Origin of the sequence: Stenotrophomonas sp. CASM114, from assembly GCF_049384325.1 — a bacterium.
Lineage (GTDB): Bacteria > Pseudomonadota > Gammaproteobacteria > Xanthomonadales > Xanthomonadaceae > Stenotrophomonas > Stenotrophomonas muris.
The window spans coordinates 141,729-161,857 of the sequence record NZ_JBMRGJ010000007.1 but is presented as its reverse complement, the minus strand read 5'-3'; the positions used below and the strand labels follow the sequence as shown (position 1 = coordinate 161,857).

Here is a 20,129-nt window from a genome sequence, read left to right as displayed (position 1 = left end):
TCCGTACCGCAAATCTGCCGGCCAGCGGCCGGCACTACCACTACCGTGGGTGCGGACCGTTGGTCCGCACTCCATATTTCACCCCACACCCGCAATAATGGTCGGAGACCCTTCCGCCGAGCCTGCATGTCCGCCCGACAATCCCGCCTCAGCCGCCTGTGGGCCCACGAGAAGGCCAGTTACGGCCTGCGGGTGTTCATCGCCCTGACCGCGGCGCTGGCGGTGTGCTGGCAGCTGGATGCGCTGACCGCCCTGCCCGGCGTGTTCCTCGGCATCATCGCCAGTGCCATCGCCGAAACCGATGACAACTGGTGGGGCCGGACCAAGGCGGTGGCGCTGTCGCTGCTGTGCTTCTGCATTGCCGCAGCATCGGTCATCTGGCTGTTCCCGTGGCCGTGGATCTTCATCGGCGCGCTGGCGCTGTCCACCTTCGGCCTGACCCTGCTCGGCGCGCTCGGCGAGCGCTATGCGTCCATTGCCCAGGCCACGGTGACGCTGGCGATCTACACCATGATCGGCCTGGAACAGCACGGTGCCAGCGACCTGCACAGTGCGCTGGAAGCGGTCAGCCACCTGCTGGCCGGTGCGGTCTGGTACGGCCTGCTGTCGATCCTGTGGACCGCGCTGTTCGCCAACCGGCCGGTCCGCGAGCGGGTGGCGCGACTGTACGTTGAGCTGGGCCGCTACCTGCAGCTGAAGGCCGCGCTGTTCGAGCCGGTGCGCGAAGCCGACCTGCAACGTCGCCAGCTCGACCTGGCCGAACAGAACCGCCGCGTGGTCGGCGCGCTGAACGAGGCCAAGACCGCGATCCTGGCCCGCTTCGGCCGCTCCGGCCGACCCGGCGTGAACTCCGGCCTTTACCTGCGCCTGTACTACATGGCGCAGGATTTCCACGAGCGCGCCAGTTCCTCGCATTACCCGTACGGCGCGCTGGTGGACGCGTTCTTCCACAGCGACGTGCTGTACCGCTGCCAGCGCCTGCTTGACCTGCAGGGACAGGCCTGTGCCCGCCTGGGCGAGGCAATCCGGCTGCGCCGTCCGTTCGTGTACGGCGAAGGCAACCAGCAGGCCGGGCGCGACCTGGCCGATGCGCTGGCCTACCTGCGCGACCAGCAGCGGCCGCAATGGCAGCGCCTGCTGGGCTCGCTGGACCTGCTGGTGCACAACCTGCGCAGCATCGAACGGCGCCTGCTGGATGCCGAGCGCTCCGAAGCCAGCCTGGACAACGTCGATACCCGCCTGCGCGACAGCAACCCGCACACCCTGCGCGAGATGGGCGTGCGCATCCGCCAGCAGCTCACGCCCGGCTCGGTGCTGTTCCGGCATGGGCTGCGCATGGCGCTGGCGCTGATTGCCGGCTTTGCAGCGATCCGCCTGTTCAATGCGCAGAACGGTTCGTGGGTACTGCTGACCATCGTGTTCGTGTGCCGGCCCAACTTCGGCGCCACCCGCCAACGCCTGGCCCAGCGCATCGTCGGTACCCTGGCCGGACTGGTGCTGACCTGGGCGCTGCTGCAGCTGTTCCCGCAGCTGCACGTGCAGCTGCTGATCGCCTTGCTCTCTGCACTTCTGTTCTTCTTCACCCGCACCGACCGCTACCTGGTGGCGTCGGCGGCGATCACGGTGATGGCACTGACCTGCTTCAACCTGATCGGCGACGGCTTCGTGCTGATCGTGCCGCGCATGGTCGATACGGTGCTGGGTTGCGCGATCGCAGCGGCGGCCGCGTTCCTGGTCCTGCCCGACTGGCAGGGCCGGCAGCTGCATCTCGTCCTGGCACGCGTGCTGGACACTGCGGCTCGCTACCTGGATTCGGTGCTGGGCCAGTACCGCAGCGGCATGCGCGACGACCTGGCCTACCGCATCGCGCGGCGCGACATGCACAATGCCGATGCCGCGCTGTCCACCGCACTGTCGAACATGCTGCGTGAGCCCGGCCATGTGCGCCGCAATCTGGATGCCGGCTTCCGCTTCCTGGCGCTGTCCAACACACTGCTGGGACACCTGTCGGCGCTGGGCGCGCATCGCGACCAGGTGGACAGCTATGCGGGCGACCCGCTGGCATTGGCGGCCGGCGAGCGCGTGCGCAAGGCACTGCAGCAACTGGCCTCGGCGCTGACCGCACGGCAACCGGTCGCCGACGATGACAACGACGCCGACCGCGCGGTGGCCGCCGAGCTGGAGCAGATCGACGAGGCGATGCCGCCGAAACTGCAGCTGATCCGCACGCAGATGGCGCTGGTACTGCGGATGCTGCCGAAGGTGCGGGCAGCGGCCAATGAAGCGGTGACCAGCCTGACCTGACTCCTCATCGCTGATCGGAGATCCCACCCACGCGTGGCATGGGTCAATTGCGCCGTGTGCAACGGCGCGTTGCGCCTGGCGCTGCGGTTCGATCACGCGGCCGCGCGGATACTGGGCAATCCCCCCGCTCCGGACTATCGCCATGAAAATCGAGCTCAGTGGCCGCACCGCGCTGGTCACCGCCTCCACCGCCGGCATCGGCCGGGCCATCGCCCAAGGACTGGCCAGCGCTGGTGCGCGAGTCATTCTCAATGGCCGCAGCACCGACAGCGTCGAGCGCGCCCGCCGGCACCTGCTCGCCACCGTGCCGGGAGCCGACGTGGTCGGCGTCGCCGCCGATCTCTCTGATGCAGCCGGTGTCGAAACACTGTTGGCCGGCCTGCCCAAGGTCGACATCCTGGTCAACAACGCCGGCATCTTCGGCCCACAGGACTTCTTCGAGACCGATGACGCGACCTGGGAGCGCTACTGGCAGACCAACGTGATGTCGGGCGTGCGCCTGTCGCGTGCGCTGCTACCGGCAATGGTCGATGCCGGCTGGGGCCGCGTGCTGTTCATTTCCTCCGAATCAGCGCGCAACATTCCCGCCGACATGATCCATTACGGGGTCAGCAAGACCGCGCAGCTGTCGTTGTCGCGCGGCCTGGCCAAGCGCGTGGCCGGCAGTGGCGTCACCGTCAACGCGGTGCTGCCCGGCCCGACCCTCTCCGACGGTTTTGCGGCGATGTTCGAGGATGAACGCCAGCGCAGCGGCAAGCCGCTGGAGCAGATCGGCCGTGAGTTCGTGATGGCGCACCGGCCGTCCTCGGTGATCCAGCGCACCGCCACGGTCGAGGAAGTGGCCAACATGGTGGTGTACCTGGCCTCGCCGCAGGCCTCGGCAACCTCGGGTGCGGCGCTGCGCGTGGATGGCGGCGTGGTCGACGATATCGTCTGAGAGTGCTGGCAGGTGTGCGGACCAACGGTCCGCACCCACAGGTCCGCATCCACAGCGGAGGGGAAGGAATGCTAGGCTGCGCCGGTCAAGGAGGTTCCATGTCCGGTCACAACCAGTTCGCCCTGCTGCGCCAGCGCCGTTTCCTGCCGTTCTTCGTGGTCCAGGCGCTCGGTGCGTTCAACGACAACGTGTACCGGCAGGCGATCATCAGCATGTTGCTGTTCATGGCTGTGCCGGAGGAAGAACTGGGGTTGTACGCCACCCTGGCACCGGCCATCTTCATCCTGCCATATTTCCTGTTCTCGGCGCTGGCCGGGCAGATCGCCGACAAACTGGAAAAATCGCGACTGATCGTGATCACCACCACCATGGAGATCGTGATCATGTCGCTGGCGGCCACCGGCTTCCTCACCCAGAGCCTGCCGGTGCTGCTGGTCGCGCTGTTCTGCACCGGCATGCAGTCCACCCTGTTCGGCCCGGTGAAGTACTCAGTGCTGCCGTCGGTGCTCAGGCCAGAAGAGCTGACCGGCGGCAACGGCCTGGTCGAGATGGGCACCTCGATGTCGATCCTCTCCGGCATGATCGTCGGCGGCCTGGTGTTCACCGTGGCTGGCAGTCACGGCACGGTGGTGGCCGCGTGCGCGATCATCGCCCTGGCGATCTGCGGCAACATCGCCGCGCGCCTGATTCCCAAGGTCGATGCCGGCGACCCGAATCTGAAGATCAACTGGAACCCGTTGCCGGAATCGCTGGCGGTGCTGCGCATGGCGCGCCAGCAGAAAGCCGTACGCAACTCGATCCTGGGCGTGTCCTGGTTCTGGTTCGTCGGCACCGTGCTGACCTCGCAGTTGCCGGCCTATGCGGTGACCAACCTGGGCGGCCAGCCGACCCTGTACATCTTCGCGCTGGCCCTGTTCTCGGTGGGCACCGGCGTCGGCTCGCTGCTGTGCGAGAAGCTGTCAGCACGTACGGTGGAAATCGGCCTGGTACCGCTGGGCGCGTTCGGCATGACCGCGTTCCTGCTCGACCTGTACTTCGCCCGCAGCGGCGAAGCGACAGTGCACGGGCTGACCATCGGGCCGTTCCTGCAGCAGCCCGGCAGCATCCGCATCGTCATCGACCTGATCGGCATCGGCCTGTTCACCGGCATCTTCGTGGTGCCGCTGTTCGCACTGATCCAGAGCCGCACGCCGAAGGCGCAGATGTCGCGCGTGTTCGCCGCACTGAACATCCAGAACTCGGGCTTCATCGTCGCTGCGGCGCTGCTGTCGCTGGCCGCCCACAAGCTGCTGCACTGGACCATTCCGCAGCAGTTCCTGGCGCTGGCCATCGCCAACGCGCTGGTGGCGATCTACATCTTCACCATCGTCCCCGAATTCCTGATGCGCTTCCTCAGCTGGCTGATGGTGCGCACCCTGTACCGGCTGCGCCCGCACGGCATCGAGGCCAACGTGCCGGACGAAGGCGCCGCACTGCTGGTCTGCAACCACGTCAGCTACATGGACGCGCTGATCCTGTCGGCGACCATCCCGCGCCCGGTGCGCTTCGTCATGTACTACAGGATCTTCAACATCCCGGTGATGCGCTGGATCTTCCGGACCGCCAAGGCGATCCCGATTGCCGGGGCGCGCGAAGACCCGGCGCTGATGCAGCGTGCGTTCGATGAGATCGACGCGGCGCTGGCCGAAGGCGAACTGGTCTGCATCTTCCCCGAGGGCGCGCTGACCCGCGACGGGCAGATGGCGCCGTTCAAGTCCGGCGTCGAGAAGATCCTCGAGCGGCGGCCGGTGCCGGTGGTGCCGATGGCGCTGCGCGGCATGTGGTCGAGCATGTGGAGCCGCCGCGACAGCCGCCTTGGCCGCATGCGGGTGCCGCGTCGTTTCCGCGCCACGGTCGAGGTGGTGGCGGCACCGGCCGTGGATGGCCGCATCACCAGCGCCCCGGTGCTGGAGGCCCAGGTGCGGGCCCTGCGTGGTGATCACGCCTGATCGACCGCACGGACACGGGTAGACCGTCCCAGCGACAAGCCCCCATCCTCGCCCTCCGATGCATCGCAGAGGTCCGTCAGATGCGTCAGATCAAGGGCCATACCGGCCAGTATCTGACTGTAACCGCATACATGCAGCGCGGGTTGAGGTAGATTACGCACCCACAGGGGGGAGGTTCGGCCGTTTCATCATGGCCGGCCACCAAGGAATGGAGTCTTGCTTTGAATCAACCGCCACCGCTCAGCCGCCCGGTCTACATCCCCAACCATCTGGTCTGGGCGATCCTGACGACGCTGTTCTGCTGCCTGCCGTTGGGCGTGGTGTCGATCGTCTATGCCTCCCAGGTCGATAGCCGCCGCGCCGCCGGCGACCTGCCGGGGGCCTACAGTGCGTCGCGCAAGGCGGGCTGGTGGGCGGTGGCTTCGGCCGTGGCCCTGCCGGTCCTGTTGCTGTTGTGGTTCGGGCTGTTCGGCGGCTTGGCCGTACTGGGCGCTCTTTCCGACCAATGATTCACCACCACCACCCATCAAGGAGCTTGAACCCATGAACACCGCCACTCCGCAGGTCCCGAACAATCTGGTCTGGGCCATCCTGAGCACCCTGTTCTGCTGCCTGCCGGCCGGCATCGTGTCGATCGTCTACGCCGCGCAGGTCAACGGCAAGCTGGCCGCTGGCGACATCGCCGGTGCCCAGGACTCCGCCGCCAAGGCCAAGAAGTGGGCGATCTGGTCGGCCATCGCCGCCGTCGTGGTCGGCGTGCTGTACGGCATCCTGATCGTCGCTGTCGGCGGCATGGGTGCAATGAACAACAGCGGCTACTGATCCGCGTGGACGGATCCGGCGCCTGCGCCGGATCCGTTGCTGCAATGTCCGCACTTCCCGCCCGCTCCCGATTCGCCCGCTGGGCACCGCTGCTGGCCGCCACCGGCCTGGCCGCCGGTGCCGCGGTGGTGCTGCGCAACGTCAATCCGTATGTCGCCGGCAATCCTTTGCCGAGCTGCCCGCTGTACGCGCTGACCGGCCTGTACTGCCCGGGCTGTGGCAGCACCCGCTGCCTGTATTCACTGGTCCATTTCGACCTGCCCGGCGCGATGGCGATGAACCCGCTGCTGGTCATCAGCCTGCCGTTCCTGCTGCTGATGCTGCTGAACGTCGCCGGCATCCGTCCGCGCGTGCTCGACCCGCTGATGCGGGTACTGGCCAATCCCACGTTCTGGCTCTGGGTGCTGCCCGGGTATGCGCTGCTGCGCAACCTGCCGTGGGCACCGTTCACCGCACTGGCACCCGTCTAGGTTTTCCAGCCAACGGCGCAGCCCCTCGCGGTGGGCGGCGTTTGAAGGCAAAAGCCTTGGGGTTGGCCGGACGGGATGGGTTTGCGGGGGACGCCGTGAATCCGTCCATGGAGGCTTGGCCGCGGCATCCATGCCGCGGACACCCCCGCAAACCCATCCCGCCCGACCACGGACAGTTTCCGTGTGCCCACCACGGAAAAGAAAGAGAAGATCAAAAGCGGAAGCGGATCGCTTCGCTCTGTATCCACGCATGGCGTGGATCGACCGTGTCGACCAAGGTCGACACCCACCGGCAGTCGCGGTTGACCCACCGTCACCGGGAAACTGTCGGGGGTGGGGCGGTGTGGGGCAGCAGGACCGTTGGCGCCATGGATGGCGCCATCGAGCCCCCAGGGACGGGTTTACGACGTGTCCTGCAGCCCCACACCGCCCCGCCCAACCCTCAGCAATCCAGAGCCGCTTTGGCTTTGGCTTTGGCTTTGGCCTCTGCAGGTGCAGGGCTGCAAGCCCTGCAAAGCAACTACGTCACCCAGCCTGCAATCACCAGCAGGGCGAGGACCGCCAGCCACAGCAGCAGCATCCGCCACACCAGGCTCATCGCATCACGCAGGTCCGGCAACCGCTGCCACACCGGCAGCAACCCTGCCTCGGTGTAATCGTGCGCATCCTCACGCAGCTCGGCGTTGACGCTGGCCCGCGCCACCGCGCCAAGGAACCCGATGTTGCCGGCCAGGCGTTCGCCATGGGCCTGGCGCCAGGCCTTCCACGCCGTATCGAAATTGCCCACCAGCGCCATCGAGAAGGCCATCAGCTGCGCCACCGGCCACTCGATCCAGCCCAGCAGGCGCTGCGCCAGCGCCAGCGGCTCCACCGGCACGCGTGCGCGCATCGGGCTCTCCGCCATCAGCGCCAGCAGCCGGTAACCGAGCGCGCCAGCCGGGCCCAGCAACAGGAACCAGAACAGCACCGCGAACCAGCGCCGCAGTGCGTTGAGCACCGTCGCCTCGACCAGTGACGGAATGTCCTCGCGCAGGCTGCCGCCGGCCGACTGCAGGTTGCGCACTGCAGCCTGCCGCGTCGCCGCATCATCGGCATCGATAATGGCCTCGATATCGCGGTCCAGGTCACGCGGGCCCCAGCACCAGGCCAGCACCGCCACGCCCAGCAGCAGCGACGGCAGGCCGAACAGCACCCCGCGCAACAGCCACGCCAGCAGCACCATCAGCAACAGCGGCGGCAGCAGTGCCAAGGCAACGCCGGCCGGTCCCTGCCAGGCCTTGCCACCACGCGCATCCAGCCAGCCCAGCCAACGCCGGAAACCGTCGAAACGGCGCAGCGAGGCAGCAGCGGCCGGAGCAACATGGCCCAGGGCCAGTGCCACCAGCACGGCGGCCAGAGTGGTGAACATGGCAGGTCTCCCTACGAAACAAAACGCTCGGCGCCGCTACCTTACCTGTCGCAGCGGCGCCCTCCGCGATGACCCGCACTGTAACCCGGGCCGTGTTCAGGTGGCGGCAATGCAATCGCCCCAGCCGGCCCGGCTCAGCCCTTCTGCTGCCGGTACCAATGCTCGATCAGGCCGCGCGAAATCGAGATCGGCGGCGACAGGCGGATACCCTGGCCATCGTCCTCCACGTCGCGCGCCAGTGCCGCGCCGACCTCGTCGGCACTGAACCAGCGCGCGTCTTCCAGCTCACCGTCCACGGTCGGCAGGTCATCCTGCGCCTGTGCGCGGAAGCCAACCATCAGCGCACCCGGGAATGGCCAGGGCTGCGAACCGAGGTACTGGCAGGCCGTCACCCGCACCTTGCTCTCTTCATGGACTTCGCGCACCACGGTCTGCTCGAAGGTCTCGCCGGGTTCGACGAAGCCGGCCAGCACCGAGTAGCGACGCGGGGCCCAGTTCGACTGCCGGCCCAGCAGCAGCCGGCCCTGGTTTTCCACGGCGACGATCACCGCCGGGTCGACACGCGGGTAGTGCTCGGTGGAACACTGCCCGCAGCGGCCGACGAAGCCACCACGGGCAAACGCCACGGCGCCGCCGCACACGCCGCAGAAGCGGGTGCGCGAGTGCCAGTACGACATGCCGCGGGCATAGCTGAAGGCGGTCGCATCGGCCATCGACCACAGCAGCGCGGCCTGGCGCAGATCAAGCCGGCGTGGTGCGCTGATGGTGACGTTGGTGGCTTCAACCGAGAACCACGCCTGCTCTCCGCGCAGGCCGAGGAAGATCGCGGCACCCGGGCCGCCGCCGATGTCGGCGCCGGTCAGCGCCAGTGGCTGATCGTCATCGCCGGTGAAGGCGCTGCCGTCCTGATCGAGCACGAGAATGCGCGCGCCCGGCCACAGGCGCGCCAGTGCATCGGCATCTTCGCGCAGGGCATCGGCGCGCTCCAGCGGTTCACCCACGAAGGCGAAACCGGAAAGCGGCGAAGGAGTATTGGGCATCCTGCAAGCGTGCCGCCAATCGATGCGGGTGGCAAGGTCGGCGCTGTGCGCAATCTGCCGTTGTGGATGCAGGAAGGATCATCCACGCATGGCGTGGATCTACCCGCTCTGGCAGGTGCCAACCCTGGTTGGCACATTCCGGCCACAGGCCTTTTACATGCTGAAGCTGCTGCCGCAGCCGCAGGTGGTCTTTGCGTTCGGGTTGCGGATCACGAACTGGGCACCGGTCAGGCTCTCGGTGTAGTCCACCTCGGCGCCCATCAGGTACTGCAGGCTCAGCGGGTCGACCAGCAGGGTCACCCCGCTGGTCTGTACCGCCAGGTCATCCTCGGCACGGTTCTCGTCGAACTCGAACCCGTACTGGAAGCCCGAACAGCCGCCGCCCTCGATGTACACACGCAGGGCCAGGTCGGGGTTGCCCTCTTCCTGGATCAGGGATTTGACCTTGGCGGCCGCCGACTCGGTGAAGTTCAGCGGGCGCTCCAGCGATTGGTAATCGGGCGCGGCAAGCGGGGTGGCGCCGGGCAGGGAGACTAGCGTGCTCATGGTGCCAGCATGGGGGTGCCGGGGATGGCTTTCAAGCCATCGCCTCGGCCAGCTTGCGGCGTGCGGCGGTGTCGCCCTTGCCGCCATTGGCCTCATCGCCTTCCGGCGCCGGCAGGGCCGCCATCGGGGCGCTGGCATGGATCAGGCGGCCGTTCAGCTGGGCGCCCGCATTCATCTCCACCACCTGGTAATGGACGTTGCCATTGACCCGTGCGCTGGGGGTCAGCTCGACCTTCTCGGTGGCGTGTACATCGCCGTCCAGACGGCCGCTGATGACCACCACCTGGGCCCGGATCTCACCCTCGATCACGCCATGCTCGGCGACCGTCAGGGTCGCGCCGCTGGCGCCTTCTGTGGCGATCACCTTGCCGTGGATGCGACCTTCCACATACAGGCCACCACTGAATTCCACATCACCGCGGATCACCACCTGGTTGCCGATCAGGGCATCCACCACCAGCTGGCCTTCACGGTTGGATTTGCTGCTTCCGAACATCTGCCTACTCCCCTTTGCTGGCCGGCGCGCCGGCCTGTTTCCAGTCGAATACCTGGGTGGTACCCCCCGTACCACTCCCCAATGTCACCCGCACGCGTTGCGGGGTGAAGTCAGCCGGCAGCATCACGCTGCCGGTGAGCTGCTGGAAGTACCGGAACGAGTAATCCTGTCCCGGCACCTTGCTGCGCTGGTGCAGATCATCCCAGCTGATCGTGGCCAGCTTGCCGTTCTTCACGCCTTCCACGGTGAAGCGCATCTGCCCCTGGCTGATGGCGCCGCGGTTGAGGTTCTGGGTCAGCACGGCGGTGTACTGCCAGGTGCCGGCCGCTTCCGGGCTGAACTCGATCGAGTGGGTGTTCAGGCCCTTGCGCTGGCTGGTCGAACCCACCAGGCGCTCATAGAAGGCAACGTCGGCGCGCAGGCCGGCGATTTCCTCATCGCGCTCGGCCAGCGAGGACTGCACCTCGTTATTGGCGGCGCGGCTGATGCGGTCGGAGGCTTCCAGCGTGGCCTGCTTCTGGCGCAGCTCGGTCAGCTGCGCCTGCAGCGTCTCGGCGCGCTTCTCGGCAGCCTGCAGGCGCTGGCCCTGGGCATCGCGTGGCGTGGCCATCCAGCAGCCACCCAGCACCGCCAGCACCAGGCTGAGCAGCCAGATGCCGCCGATCACCAGTAGGCGGCGACGGTCGGCCGGCGGTTGCGGCGCGCCGGGCAGGCGTACCTGCACGCGCATGGGAGGACGGTTGGTCATGGGTGGTTTCCGGGGTATCGCGAGGGCGACACCGGTACGGCCCCTGTGGCAAACGACGGGCTAGTGTATGACAGGACGGGTGGGTTTCCTGCGCCGTGGCCGGCCACGGTCTGTGGCGTTCAGGCATGCCATCGTCGATAGTGTGGTCCCCTGCACAGTTCCGTCGCCGGAGCATCGCCATGACCGAAGCCCACCTGTTCGTGATCGGCATCCTGCTGGCCTGGCTGGCCGGCATCCGCGTCTACCTCACCGTGTTCGGCGTCGGCCTTGCCGGCCTGCTCGGCTGGGTCGACCTGCCGCCCGCCCTGCAGGCCACCGAATCCTGGTGGGTGCTGGGCACGTCGGCGGCGCTGGCCATCGCCGAGTTCTTCGCCGACAAGATTCCCGGCGTGGACTCGGTCTGGGACCTGGTGCAGACGCTCGCACGCGTGCCGGCCGGCGCGTTCCTCGCAGCGGCTACCCTGTCGCCGGACGGTCAGCTCGGCGCCGGCGCACTCGCCGCCGGTGCCGGCGTCGCCCTCGCCAGCCACGGCCTGAAGGCCGGTACCCGCGCGCTGCTCAATACCTCGCCGGAACCGGCCAGCAACTGGGTCGCCTCCGCCGCCGAGGACACCGTGGTAGTCGGTGGCCTGGCGCTGGCCCTGGCACACCCGTGGATCGCGCTGATCGTGGTGCTGGCCTGCAGCCTGGCCGGCGCGCTGCTGGTGTGGCTGGTCTGGCGCGCGCTGTGGAAGGGCGTGCGCTGGCTGGCGCGCGGTGCATCGGCAGCACCGCCGGGGCACAGCAGTACCGGTTGAGCACCGGGCTTGTCGCATAATGGACGCGAACACCAGGAGCACCGATGGCCGCAAACGAATCCCCCGCGGGCGCCCGCCCGGGACGCGCTGAAACCCCTCCGGCCGATCATTGGCAGCGCTGGGCGCCCGAGGCGGCAGGCCCCGCTGTGGCCGCACCGACGGCTGCGACCCCGCCGCCCATCGCGACCGATGCCCCGGCGCCGGTCAACAGCGCACCGCCGCCGCTGCCCGGCCCGATCGCACTGGCCGAAGCCGGCAACAACGATCTGGCCCCGCCGCCCGCGGACTCGCCCTACCGCGTGCTGATCGTTGAAGATGATCGCGCCCAGGCGCTGTTCGCGCAGAGCGTGCTGCACGGCGCCGGCATGCAGGCGATCGTGCACAGCGATGCCGATGCCGCGCTGCAGGCGATCAAGGAGCACCGCCCCGACCTGATCCTGATGGATCTGCACCTGCCCGGGCTGGACGGCATGCGCCTGACCGCGCTGATCCGCCAGCAGCCCGGCCTGCAGCTGCTGCCGATCGTGTTCCTCAGCGGCGATCCGGATCCAGAGCGCCAGTTCGAAGTGCTCGACAGCGGCGCCGACGACTACCTGAGCAAGCCGATCCGGCCGCGCCACCTGATCGCAGCGGTGGCCAACCGCATCCGCCGCGCGCGTGCCCAGGCCGCGACCCTGCCGGGCGCCACCGGCGCACCGGCCACCAGCAATCCGGAAACCGGCCTGCCGACGCGCCACCATGTGCTGCAGCAGCTCAACACCGCACTCGCCCACCGCGACCGGGGCGGCGTGTTCTTCATCGAAGTGGCCAGTGCGCTGGGCCTGCGCGAACGCTATGGCTATGCCGCGTTTGAACGGCTGATGGTGCAGGCCGGGCAGCGCCTGGCCGAAGCCGGCCATCCGCACCTGCTGGCGCGGCTGAACGACAACAGCTTCCTGCTGCTGGCCCGCAACGCCGACGAGGACGCCCTCGAAGGCATCGCCGCGAGCTTGCGCGAGCAGCTGTCGGCCCGCGCCTTCGTGATCCGCGACGACGAATCCGTGCATCTGCGCGGCGTGGTCGGCTATGCGCCGCTGTCGCCGGGCTTCGAGGATGCCAGCAGTGCGCTGGAAGCGGTTGAGCGCACCACCCTGCAGGCGCGCCTGCTCAGCGCCGGCGTGGCGGGCCATGTGCATCGCCAGGCAGTCACCGAACAGGAACACCTGGCGCTGCTGGAGGGCCAGCTGGAACTGGCCTACCAGCCGATCGTCGCCGTGGCAGGCGGCAACACCGCGCAATACCAGTTGCTGCTGCGCCTGCGCCAGGCCGATGGCACGGTGCTGGCGGCCGGCCAGGTGATCCCCGCCGCGGAAGCCGCCGGGCGCATCGCCGACCTCGACCAGCAGGTGATGGACCACGCACTGGGCCTGCTGGATCTGTACCGGCACGCAACGCAGCCGCTGAGCCTGTTCGTCTCGCAGTCGCTGCGCACCCTGCAGCGCGATGCCTTCGCCGACTGGCTGCTGGAATCACTGCAGCAGCGTGACCTGCTTGGCAGTGCGCTGGTGATCGACGTGCGCCTGCCCGACGCACTGATCCACACCGTGCCGCTGCAGCAGTTCTGCCAGCGCATGGCCAGCGCGGGGGTGCGCTTCTGCCTGAGCCAGTTCGAACCCAGCGGCGAGGCCGATGCACTGCTGACCCAGCTGCCGCTGTCGTTCGTGCGCATGGCTGCGCGCTTCTCCAGCAGCCACTCCAATCCGGCCACGCGCGAGGCGCTGCGCAAGACGATCGAACAGGCCCATGCCGCCGGACTGCAGATCATCGGCCAGCAGATCGAGGATCCGCAGGCTGCAGCGGCGATGTGGGTAGGCGGCGTCGACTACATCCAGGGCAACATGGTGCAGTCGGCCGGCAGCGACCTGAACTTCGACTTCCACAACGCGGTGCTCTGACGTGCCGCTGTGGGGCGTGCTGCTGGTTGCCCTTGCTGCGGCCGCCATCGCGCTGCTGCTGTTGGGCCTGCGCCTGCGCGCGCGCAACCATGCGCTTGCCCAGCTGCAGCGCACGCACAGTGCGCTGGCCGCCGAACGCGACCAGCTTCGCCATACCACCGAACGCCAGGGCCAGCTGGAGCAACAGCTGCTGCAGGCCAAGCAGGCCGCCGAGGCGGCCGTGCTGGCCAAGGGCGAGTTCCTGGCCACGATGAGCCACGAGATCCGCACCCCGCTCAACGGCATCCTGCCGATGCTGGAGCTGATCGCACGCGGGCCGCTGGGCGAAGACCAGCGGCAGATGCTGGCCACCGCCTCGGCCAGTTCGCAACAGCTGCTGCGCATCGTCGACGACATCCTCGACTACTCCCGGCTGGAAGCGCAGGCGCTGGAACTGGAGATCACCAGCTTCAACCTGCGCGACCTGCTCGATGGCGTGGTACAGCTGATGCAGCGGGCCGCCGACGCCAAGGGCCTGGCCCTGGGCCTGCAACTGGATCCATCGGTGCGCCTGCCGGTGCGCGGCGACCCGGTGCGCCTGCGCCAGGTGCTGAGCAACCTGCTGGCCAACGCCATCAAGTTCACCGCCCGCGGCCAGGTGCAGCTGCGCGTGCTGCGCCTGGGTGAAAGTGCCGCGCAGCACCAGCTGCGCTTCGAGATCATCGATACCGGCATCGGCATCGACGACGCGCTGCAGGCACGCCTGTTCCAGTCCTTCAGCCAGGCCGACGCATCCACCACCCGCATCTATGGCGGCACCGGCCTGGGCCTGGCCATCTGCAAGCGCATCATCGACCTGATGCACGGGCACATCGGCGTGCACTCCACGCCGGGCCAGGGCGCAACCTTCTGGTTCGAGATCCCGCTGCTGAAGGTCGCTGGCGACCTGCCGGCGATGGCGCGCGCACCGGCACCGCTGCTGCTGTTCAGTGCCGATGCAACGCTGCAGGCACGTATCGAGCGCATCGCCGCCCACCATGGGCTGCAGGTGCAGGTGCTGGCACAGCTGGATGCCGTGGTCGAGCGCCTGCGCGCTCCCGCGCGGCCCGGACAACCGGCACCGGCATGGCTGCTGGTCGATGCCCGCGCACGCCGCAACGGTGAGGCCACGCTGCAGCTGGCGCTGAGTGAACGTGGTGACGACGATGCGCTGCAGGTGCTGTGGCTGCAGGAGGGCGCACTTCCACAACGCCAGCGCCAGCGCCAGCTGCCCCCGCACTTCGACGATGCGGCCCTGCATGCACTGCTGGCTGCACCGGTCGCCCCCGCCCGCCCCGCTGCGCTGCTGGCCAGCGCGGACAACGAGCAACCGGCTGCCACGCTGCCGCCGTTGCATCTGCGTGTGCTGCTGGTGGAGGACAATACCGTCAACCGGATGGTCGCCGAACAACTGCTGCGCGTGTTCCAGTGCGAAGTGCGCAACGCCGCCGATGGCGAGCAGGCGCTGGCCGCCCTCCGCGAAGGCGGCGTGGACATCGTGTTGATGGATTGCCAGATGCCGGTGCTGGACGGCTACGCCGCCACGCGCCGCTGGCGCGCCGAAGAAGTGGAGACCGGGCGCGCGCGCCTGCCGATCATCGCCATGACCGCCAACGCCATGGCCGGTGACCGCGAGCGCTGCCTGCAGGCGGGCATGGACGATTACCTGTCCAAGCCGATCGCGCGCGCCACGCTGCATGCGCTGCTGCTGCGTTGGGGTGGCGGCAAAGCTGCATCACCTGGACAATTTTCTGTGGAGCCGTCTGCAGAGCCGAGCCATGCTCGGCTGACGGCCAGTGGCACTCCCACTCCATCAGCCGAGCATGGCTCGGCTCTACAGGAGACGACAAGCCAAGCCGCGCCGAAACCGGTGATCGACCGCGACGTGCTGGATGAACTGCACACCGTGATCGGCGACGCTGCCACCCAGATCGTCATGGTCTTTCTTGAAGATGCGCCGGTGATGGTGCAGCAGTTGCAGCTGGCCGCGCAGAACGGCGATGAGCTGCGCTTGCAGGCCACAGCGCACAGCCTGAAGTCATCGAGTGCAAACGTCGGCGCATTGTCGCTGTCGGCGATCGCGCAGCGGATCGAGCACGAAGCCCGTAGTGGCAGCCTGCAGCGCCCCGCGGTGGCGGTGGCGCTGCTGGTTGCGGAATTCGCCCGGGCGCGCGTTGCACTGACGGGCTACCTGGCACAGCACCGCCCCGGCCAGGGCGGCTGACTCACTCTTCCAGCTTGCTCAGCAGGTACTTCGGCTCGCCGATACGCTCGATCAGGTCCAGCTGGGTTTCCAGCCAGTCGATGTGCTCCTCTTCCGAATCGAGGATCTTCACGAACAGCTGGCGGCTGACGTAGTCGCCAACCGAATCGGAATAGGCCACGGCCTCGCGCAGGGTGACCACGCCATCGCGTTCCAGCGACAGGTCGCACTGCAGGATCTCGGTCGGGTTCTCGCCGATGCGCAGCTTGCCCAACGCCTGGAAATTCGGCAGGCCTTCAAGGAACAGGATGCGGTCGGCGAGCATGTCGGCATGCTTCATCTCGTCGATCGATTCCTTGTACTCGTGTTCGGCCAGTTCCTTGATGCCCCAGTTCTTCAGCATCTTGGCGTGCAGGAAGTACTGGTTGATCGCGGTCAGCTCGTTGTAGAGGACCTTGTTGAGGAATTCGATGACCTTGGTGTCGCCCTTCATGGGGGTGCTCCTGCACGCTGAAAACGCAGGCACTTTAACGCCTCGCGTGCGCTCGTGAAGGAACGCGAATCGTGCGCATTGGCCTGCCGCGGCCGAAGGTGAAGGATGCGAAAGCGCGGCGTCAATGCGCCGCGAAAAGGCGATCAGGCGACCTGCGCCAGGCCCAATACCGGCAGCGGCAGATCGTGGGTCGCACGTGCCTTGGCCAGCAGGTCGCCGGCCATGTCCAGGCAGGAACCGCAGGTGGCACCACAACCGGTACGCATGGTCAGTTCGGCCACCGTGCTGACGCCATGGCTGGCGGCTTCGCGGATCTGGTGGTCGGTGACTCCGTTGCAGATGCAGACGTACACAGGCGTGAACCGGGCTGACAGGCCACAAGCGGCCTGGTGGCTATTCCAATGGAAACGAGAATGGTTGTCAATCAGAGACCTGAACCATTCTCGATACCGTTCAGCCGGTCAGCTGGCCGGGCCGTCGCCCGTGACCTTCTTCGGCCAGTACCCTCGGGTCCGCGGGCGCTTGCGCGGGCGATCGTGCCCGGCGGTGTGGCCCGGCATCCAGGCCTCGGCGGCGCTCTTGGGCATGGCGGTGACGCCCTGCCCGGCCACGCCACGCGCCAGTGGCGCCAGGTGTCGCAGGGCACGCGCATAGACGCCGCGTTTGAACATCACCACGTGCTCTACCGGGTACCAGAAGTCGACCCAGCGCCAGTGGTCGAACTCGGGCGAGTCGGTGTGGTCCAGCGTCACGTGGGATTCGTCGCCGGTCAGGCGCAGCAGGAACCAGACCTGTTTCTGGCCGATGCAGACCTGCCGCTCGTTGCGGCGGATGGCCCGCGCCGGCAGCTTGTAGCGCAGCCAGCCGGGCGTGGCCCCGAGCACTTCCACATGCTCAGGCAGCAGGCCGGTCTCTTCCTGCAGTTCACGATACATGGCCTCGACAGGCGTCTCGTCGGTGTTCATGCCACCCTGCGGGAACTGCCAGCCATCCCGGCGCACGCGTCGTGCCCAGAACACCTGGCCGTCCTGCCGCATCAGCACGATGCCGACGTTCGGTCGATAGCCGTCCGGATCGATCACGATGCGGACTCCTAAGAAAATCTACTGGTCGGGACTATCCCATGCCCTCTGTCGGCCCACAAGCACGACACAAAAGTGTTGACAGGGTCGATACACATCCGCAGAATAGCGGGCTCACCAAGGCTATGTAGCTCAGCCGGTTAGAGCACAGCACTCATAATGCTGGGGTCGGTGGTTCGAGTCCACCCATAGCCACCACACTGAAAATCAAGTTGTTTTTCAGTGTGAAAAGTGAGAAAATAGTTGCACGTTTTGCCCCGTCGCCAAGCGGTAAGGCACCTGACTCTGACTCAGGCATTCGGTGGTTCGAATCCATCCGGGGCAGCCAAATTAAAAGCAAAAGGCCAGATCGAAAGATCTGGCCTTTTGCTTTTAATTTGATCGCGCATTCCACCTTATCCCCGCGCCTGTCGGCGCACCCCCTTGAACAACAAGGGGGCTCCTCTCCAGAGAGAGGCCCGGGGTCGGATCCTTTTCCAAAGGAAAAGGCTCTGACCCCACCCCTTCCGAGATGCGAAACCCCGGGTAGTGCCGGCCGCTGGCTGGCAACCAGGAAATCCACAACCCCAGAACGACAAAAGCCCGGCCGAAGCCGGGCTTTTGCTTTTCCAACCAGCGGGCTCCCGCAGGAGCCCAACCAGGCGCGGTAGATCAGCGCTTGGAGAACTGGGTGGCGCGGCGGGCCTTGTGCAGACCGACCTTCTTACGCTCGACTTCACGGGCGTCACGGGTCATGAAGCCGGCCTTGCGCAGCTCGGACTTCAGGGTTTCGTCGTACTCGACCAGCGCACGGGCGATGCCCAGGCGGATCGCACCGGCCTGGCCGGTGGTGCCGCCGCCAGCGGCGGTGACCAGGATGTCGAAGCTTTCGGTGTTCTTGGTCAGCTCGAGCGGCTGGCGCACGATCATGCGCGCGGTCTCACGACCGAAGAACTCGTCCAGCGGACGACCATTGACGGTGATGTTGCCCGAACCCTTGCGCAGGAACACGCGAGCGGTGGAGGACTTGCGGCGGCCAGTGCCGTAGTTTTGAGTGATAGCCATGATTAGATATCCAGAACCTGCGGCTGCTGTGCGGCGTGCGGATGCTCAGTGCCGGCGTAGACCTTGAGCTTGCGGTACATCTGGCGACCCAGCGGGCCCTTCGGCAGCATGCCCTTCACGGCGATCTCGATCACGCGCTCCGGGTGGCGCTCCAGCGCCTGGGCCAGGGATTCGGTCTTCAGGTTGCCGATGTAGCCGGTGAAACGGTGATACATCTTGTCCTGCAGCTTCTTGCCGGTGACGGCAATCTTTTCTGCATTGATGACGACCAGGTAGTCGCCGGTATCAACGTGGGGGGTGTAGACCGGCTTGTGCTTGCCGCGCAGACGGCGGGCCAGCTCGGTGGCGAGACGGCCCAGGGTCTTGCCCTCGGCGTCGACGAGGTACCAGTCGCGCTGGACGGTCTCGTTCTTGGCAGTGAAAGTGCTCATGAAGAACTCTAGGTTAGGTCGGGCTCATTGCGGCGAAGGACTCGCCGGAACTCTGCCACGCGTTGTGAAAGGTGAAGCGCAAGAGGCGGGATTGTACGCAGGTCACGCCCTCGGTGCAAGCTGGCCCTGCCCCGGGTTGGCAGGGGAGCGGGGGCGGGCGAGAATCGGCGGGTCTCCCGCCCCACCGCGTGCCGCCATGACCGTGCTCCGCCAGACCACCCCGCTGGACCACCTGCTGACCGAGGCGCAGCGCGCCCTGGACACGGTGTTCGGCAACCCTCCGGCGGCCCGCCCCTACCCGGCCGCAGGCACCGGCGAGCCGGGCATGGACCGCGCCGAGCGCCGCCACGCCGCGGGGCTGATGCGGATCAACCATGTCGGCGAGGTCTGCGCACAGGGCCTGTACTTCGGCCAGGCGGCCGTGGCCCGCGACCCGGCCACCCGTGAACACCTGCTGGAAGCGGCCCAGGAAGAGACCGATCACCTGGCCTGGTGCGCGACCCGGCTGGATGAACTGGACAGCCGCCCGAGCCTGTTCAATCCGCTGTGGTACGCCGGCAGCTACACCATCGGCACCCTGGCGGGTCTGCGCGGCGACGGCTGGAACCTGGGCTTCGTGGTTGAAACCGAGCGCCAGGTGGAAGCCCATCTGGACGAGCACCTGGTCGACCTGCCGGCCGGCGATCTGCGCAGCCGCGCGGTCATCCAGGTGATGAAGGAGGACGAGGCCCGCCATGCGGAGCACGCCGAACAGGCCGGCGCACGCCGCCTGCCGTTCCCGATCCCGGGCGCGATGGCGCTGGCTTCCAGGGTGATGAAGACCATCGCCTACCGCATTTGAAGGGTCGCCCGCACCAACGGTGCGGGCCTACCAGGAGGTGCGGGGGGCGACGGTGGGGCCCGACCGTTGGTCGGGCCATCAATCAGTTCGGCGAGACCAGCTTCAGGCCGATCACGCCGGCTACGATCAGGCCCACGCAGGCCAGGCGGGCCGGCGACGCACTGTCGTTGAACAGGTAGATACCCAGCACCGCCACGCCCATGGCGCCGATGCCGGTCCAGATCGCGTAAGCGGTGCCGACGGGGATGCTCTTCATCGCCTGGCTCATCAGGTACAGGCTGATCAGGGCGGACACCACCGTGGCAACGGTGGGCAGGGGTTTGCTGAAGCCTTCGGAGTACTTCATTCCGAGGGCGAAACCGATCTCGAACAGGCCGGCCAGCAGCAGATAGATCCAGGGCATGGGTGGGGGCTCCTTACCTTTTTGGGAAAAACGAAACGGCCCGGTGTTTTCACACCGGGCCGTGGGTCGGTACATCACCGTGGAACTGTAACGCGTGCGAGGCACTGGTTCCACGGGGCGGGTC

General features: G+C 67.4%; 21 protein-coding genes and 2 tRNA genes. 12 read left to right on the top strand and 11 right to left on the bottom strand.

Annotated elements, in window-relative coordinates; genetic code table 11:
* The first annotated feature begins 126 nt into the window (after positions 1-126).
* The 6 genes from yccS (at position 127) to VG566_RS10185 (ending at position 6,521) form a co-directional block, all read left to right on the top strand.
* Complete coding sequence (gene yccS / locus VG566_RS10210; protein WP_014648650.1) at positions 127-2,304, top strand: YccS family putative transporter; 2,178 nt, start codon at positions 127-129, stop codon at positions 2,302-2,304.
* A 142-nt stretch (positions 2,305-2,446) separates the two neighbouring features.
* The gene (locus VG566_RS10205) at positions 2,447-3,241 is read left to right on the top strand and encodes an SDR family NAD(P)-dependent oxidoreductase (RefSeq protein ID WP_049403844.1); all 795 of its coding nucleotides are present in this window, start codon (positions 2,447-2,449) and stop codon (positions 3,239-3,241) included.
* 98 nt (positions 3,242-3,339) lie between these two features.
* Complete coding sequence (locus tag VG566_RS10200; RefSeq protein WP_241884500.1) at positions 3,340-5,229, top strand: MFS transporter; 1,890 nt, start codon at positions 3,340-3,342, stop codon at positions 5,227-5,229.
* 221 nt (positions 5,230-5,450) lie between these two features.
* Positions 5,451-5,738 carry a CD225/dispanin family protein gene (locus VG566_RS10195; protein WP_241884499.1) on the top strand — a complete coding sequence of 96 codons (288 nt, stop codon included), beginning with the start codon at positions 5,451-5,453 and terminating at the stop codon, positions 5,736-5,738.
* Positions 5,739-5,772: 34 nt separating this feature from the next.
* The gene (locus VG566_RS10190; RefSeq protein WP_014648653.1) at positions 5,773-6,051 is read left to right on the top strand and encodes a CD225/dispanin family protein; all 279 of its coding nucleotides are present in this window, start codon (positions 5,773-5,775) and stop codon (positions 6,049-6,051) included.
* 44 nt (positions 6,052-6,095) lie between these two features.
* Positions 6,096-6,521 (top strand): DUF2752 domain-containing protein, encoded by a 426-nt coding sequence (locus VG566_RS10185; RefSeq protein WP_241884498.1) that lies wholly within the window; start codon positions 6,096-6,098, stop codon positions 6,519-6,521.
* A 520-nt stretch (positions 6,522-7,041) separates the two neighbouring features.
* On the opposite strand, the gene ampE is transcribed toward VG566_RS10185, so the two are convergent.
* The 5 genes from ampE to VG566_RS10160 form a co-directional block, all read right to left on the bottom strand.
* The gene (gene ampE / locus VG566_RS10180; RefSeq protein WP_014648654.1) at positions 7,042-7,929 is read right to left on the bottom strand and encodes a regulatory signaling modulator protein AmpE; all 888 of its coding nucleotides are present in this window, start codon (positions 7,927-7,929) and stop codon (positions 7,042-7,044) included.
* Positions 7,930-8,063: 134 nt separating this feature from the next.
* Positions 8,064-8,969, bottom strand: a complete 906-nt coding sequence (nudC, locus tag VG566_RS10175) for an NAD(+) diphosphatase (RefSeq protein WP_014648655.1) — start codon at positions 8,967-8,969, stop codon at positions 8,064-8,066.
* 153 nt (positions 8,970-9,122) lie between these two features.
* On the bottom strand, positions 9,123-9,515 hold the full coding sequence (gene erpA, locus VG566_RS10170) for an iron-sulfur cluster insertion protein ErpA (protein WP_046432858.1): 393 nt from the start codon (positions 9,513-9,515) through the stop codon (positions 9,123-9,125).
* Positions 9,516-9,546: 31 nt separating this feature from the next.
* A complete protein-coding gene (locus tag VG566_RS10165) occupies positions 9,547-10,011 on the bottom strand; it encodes a bactofilin family protein (protein ID WP_032956754.1) in 465 nt (154 codons plus the stop codon).
* 4 nt (positions 10,012-10,015) lie between these two features.
* Positions 10,016-10,759, bottom strand: coding sequence for a DUF6776 family protein (locus VG566_RS10160; RefSeq protein WP_032956752.1), 744 nt, complete (start codon positions 10,757-10,759; stop codon positions 10,016-10,018).
* A 179-nt stretch (positions 10,760-10,938) separates the two neighbouring features.
* Here VG566_RS10160 and VG566_RS10155 point away from each other — a divergent pair, with 179 nt between their 5' ends.
* Genes VG566_RS10155 through VG566_RS10145 form a run of 3 tightly spaced genes read left to right on the top strand, consistent with a single transcriptional unit; the run spans position 10,939 to position 15,732 of the window.
* Positions 10,939-11,556, top strand: coding sequence for a DUF4126 domain-containing protein (locus VG566_RS10155; protein ID WP_049407839.1), 618 nt, complete (start codon positions 10,939-10,941; stop codon positions 11,554-11,556).
* A 44-nt stretch (positions 11,557-11,600) separates the two neighbouring features.
* Positions 11,601-13,490, top strand: a complete 1,890-nt coding sequence (locus tag VG566_RS10150) for an EAL domain-containing protein (protein WP_241884497.1) — start codon at positions 11,601-11,603, stop codon at positions 13,488-13,490.
* Between the two features lies 1 nt (position 13,491).
* The gene (locus VG566_RS10145; RefSeq protein WP_241884496.1) at positions 13,492-15,732 is read left to right on the top strand and encodes an ATP-binding protein; all 2,241 of its coding nucleotides are present in this window, start codon (positions 13,492-13,494) and stop codon (positions 15,730-15,732) included.
* A 1-nt stretch (position 15,733) separates the two neighbouring features.
* On the opposite strand, the gene bfr is transcribed toward VG566_RS10145, so the two are convergent.
* The 3 genes from bfr to VG566_RS10130 form a co-directional block, all read right to left on the bottom strand.
* On the bottom strand, positions 15,734-16,204 hold the full coding sequence (gene bfr / locus VG566_RS10140) for a bacterioferritin (RefSeq protein ID WP_005419804.1): 471 nt from the start codon (positions 16,202-16,204) through the stop codon (positions 15,734-15,736).
* 143 nt (positions 16,205-16,347) lie between these two features.
* Positions 16,348-16,557, bottom strand: a complete 210-nt coding sequence (locus VG566_RS10135) for a (2Fe-2S)-binding protein (protein ID WP_005411309.1) — start codon at positions 16,555-16,557, stop codon at positions 16,348-16,350.
* Positions 16,558-16,665: 108 nt separating this feature from the next.
* Complete coding sequence (locus tag VG566_RS10130; protein WP_014648660.1) at positions 16,666-17,286, bottom strand: RNA pyrophosphohydrolase; 621 nt, start codon at positions 17,284-17,286, stop codon at positions 16,666-16,668.
* 121 nt (positions 17,287-17,407) lie between these two features.
* Between VG566_RS10130 and VG566_RS10125 the strand changes: the two genes are divergently transcribed.
* Positions 17,408-17,484, top strand: a tRNA-Met gene (locus tag VG566_RS10125).
* 55 nt (positions 17,485-17,539) lie between these two features.
* Positions 17,540-17,614 (top strand) — tRNA-Gln (locus VG566_RS10120).
* A gap of 323 nt (positions 17,615-17,937) precedes the next feature.
* On the opposite strand, the gene rpsI is transcribed toward VG566_RS10120, so the two are convergent.
* Together rpsI and rplM are read right to left on the bottom strand one after the other, a co-directional pair.
* Positions 17,938-18,330 (bottom strand): 30S ribosomal protein S9, encoded by a 393-nt coding sequence (rpsI, locus tag VG566_RS10115; protein WP_005411311.1) that lies wholly within the window; start codon positions 18,328-18,330, stop codon positions 17,938-17,940.
* A gap of 2 nt (positions 18,331-18,332) precedes the next feature.
* Complete coding sequence (rplM, locus tag VG566_RS10110) at positions 18,333-18,761, bottom strand: 50S ribosomal protein L13 (protein WP_005414692.1); 429 nt, start codon at positions 18,759-18,761, stop codon at positions 18,333-18,335.
* Between the two features lie 196 nt (positions 18,762-18,957).
* Here rplM and coq7 point away from each other — a divergent pair, with 196 nt between their 5' ends.
* A complete protein-coding gene (coq7, locus tag VG566_RS10105) occupies positions 18,958-19,602 on the top strand; it encodes a 2-polyprenyl-3-methyl-6-methoxy-1,4-benzoquinone monooxygenase (RefSeq protein WP_014648661.1) in 645 nt (214 codons plus the stop codon).
* An 82-nt stretch (positions 19,603-19,684) separates the two neighbouring features.
* Here coq7 and VG566_RS10100 read toward each other — a convergent pair whose 3' ends face one another.
* Positions 19,685-20,005 carry a DMT family transporter gene (locus tag VG566_RS10100; protein ID WP_005419816.1) on the bottom strand — a complete coding sequence of 107 codons (321 nt, stop codon included), beginning with the start codon at positions 20,003-20,005 and terminating at the stop codon, positions 19,685-19,687.
* Positions 20,006-20,129 lie beyond the last annotated feature (124 nt).

Coding starts and splice junctions, on each gene's coding strand:
- rpsI (WP_005411311.1), bottom strand. CDS start 18,330: ATGGCTATCACTCAAAACTACGGCACTGGCCGCCGCAAGTCCTCCACC.
- bfr (WP_005419804.1), bottom strand. CDS start 16,204: ATGAAGGGCGACACCAAGGTCATCGAATTCCTCAACAAGGTCCTCTAC.
- ampE (WP_014648654.1), bottom strand. CDS start 7,929: ATGTTCACCACTCTGGCCGCCGTGCTGGTGGCACTGGCCCTGGGCCAT.
- rplM (WP_005414692.1), bottom strand. CDS start 18,761: ATGAGCACTTTCACTGCCAAGAACGAGACCGTCCAGCGCGACTGGTAC.
- VG566_RS10150 (WP_241884497.1), top strand. CDS start 11,601: ATGGCCGCAAACGAATCCCCCGCGGGCGCCCGCCCGGGACGCGCTGAA.
- yccS (WP_014648650.1), top strand. CDS start 127: ATGTCCGCCCGACAATCCCGCCTCAGCCGCCTGTGGGCCCACGAGAAG.
- VG566_RS10205 (WP_049403844.1), top strand. CDS start 2,447: ATGAAAATCGAGCTCAGTGGCCGCACCGCGCTGGTCACCGCCTCCACC.
- VG566_RS10185 (WP_241884498.1), top strand. CDS start 6,096: ATGTCCGCACTTCCCGCCCGCTCCCGATTCGCCCGCTGGGCACCGCTG.
- erpA (WP_046432858.1), bottom strand. CDS start 9,515: ATGAGCACGCTAGTCTCCCTGCCCGGCGCCACCCCGCTTGCCGCGCCC.
- nudC (WP_014648655.1), bottom strand. CDS start 8,969: ATGCCCAATACTCCTTCGCCGCTTTCCGGTTTCGCCTTCGTGGGTGAA.
- VG566_RS10160 (WP_032956752.1), bottom strand. CDS start 10,759: ATGACCAACCGTCCTCCCATGCGCGTGCAGGTACGCCTGCCCGGCGCG.
- coq7 (WP_014648661.1), top strand. CDS start 18,958: ATGACCGTGCTCCGCCAGACCACCCCGCTGGACCACCTGCTGACCGAG.
- VG566_RS10190 (WP_014648653.1), top strand. CDS start 5,773: ATGAACACCGCCACTCCGCAGGTCCCGAACAATCTGGTCTGGGCCATC.
- VG566_RS10155 (WP_049407839.1), top strand. CDS start 10,939: ATGACCGAAGCCCACCTGTTCGTGATCGGCATCCTGCTGGCCTGGCTG.
- VG566_RS10100 (WP_005419816.1), bottom strand. CDS start 20,005: ATGCCCTGGATCTATCTGCTGCTGGCCGGCCTGTTCGAGATCGGTTTC.
- VG566_RS10200 (WP_241884500.1), top strand. CDS start 3,340: ATGTCCGGTCACAACCAGTTCGCCCTGCTGCGCCAGCGCCGTTTCCTG.
- VG566_RS10165 (WP_032956754.1), bottom strand. CDS start 10,011: ATGTTCGGAAGCAGCAAATCCAACCGTGAAGGCCAGCTGGTGGTGGAT.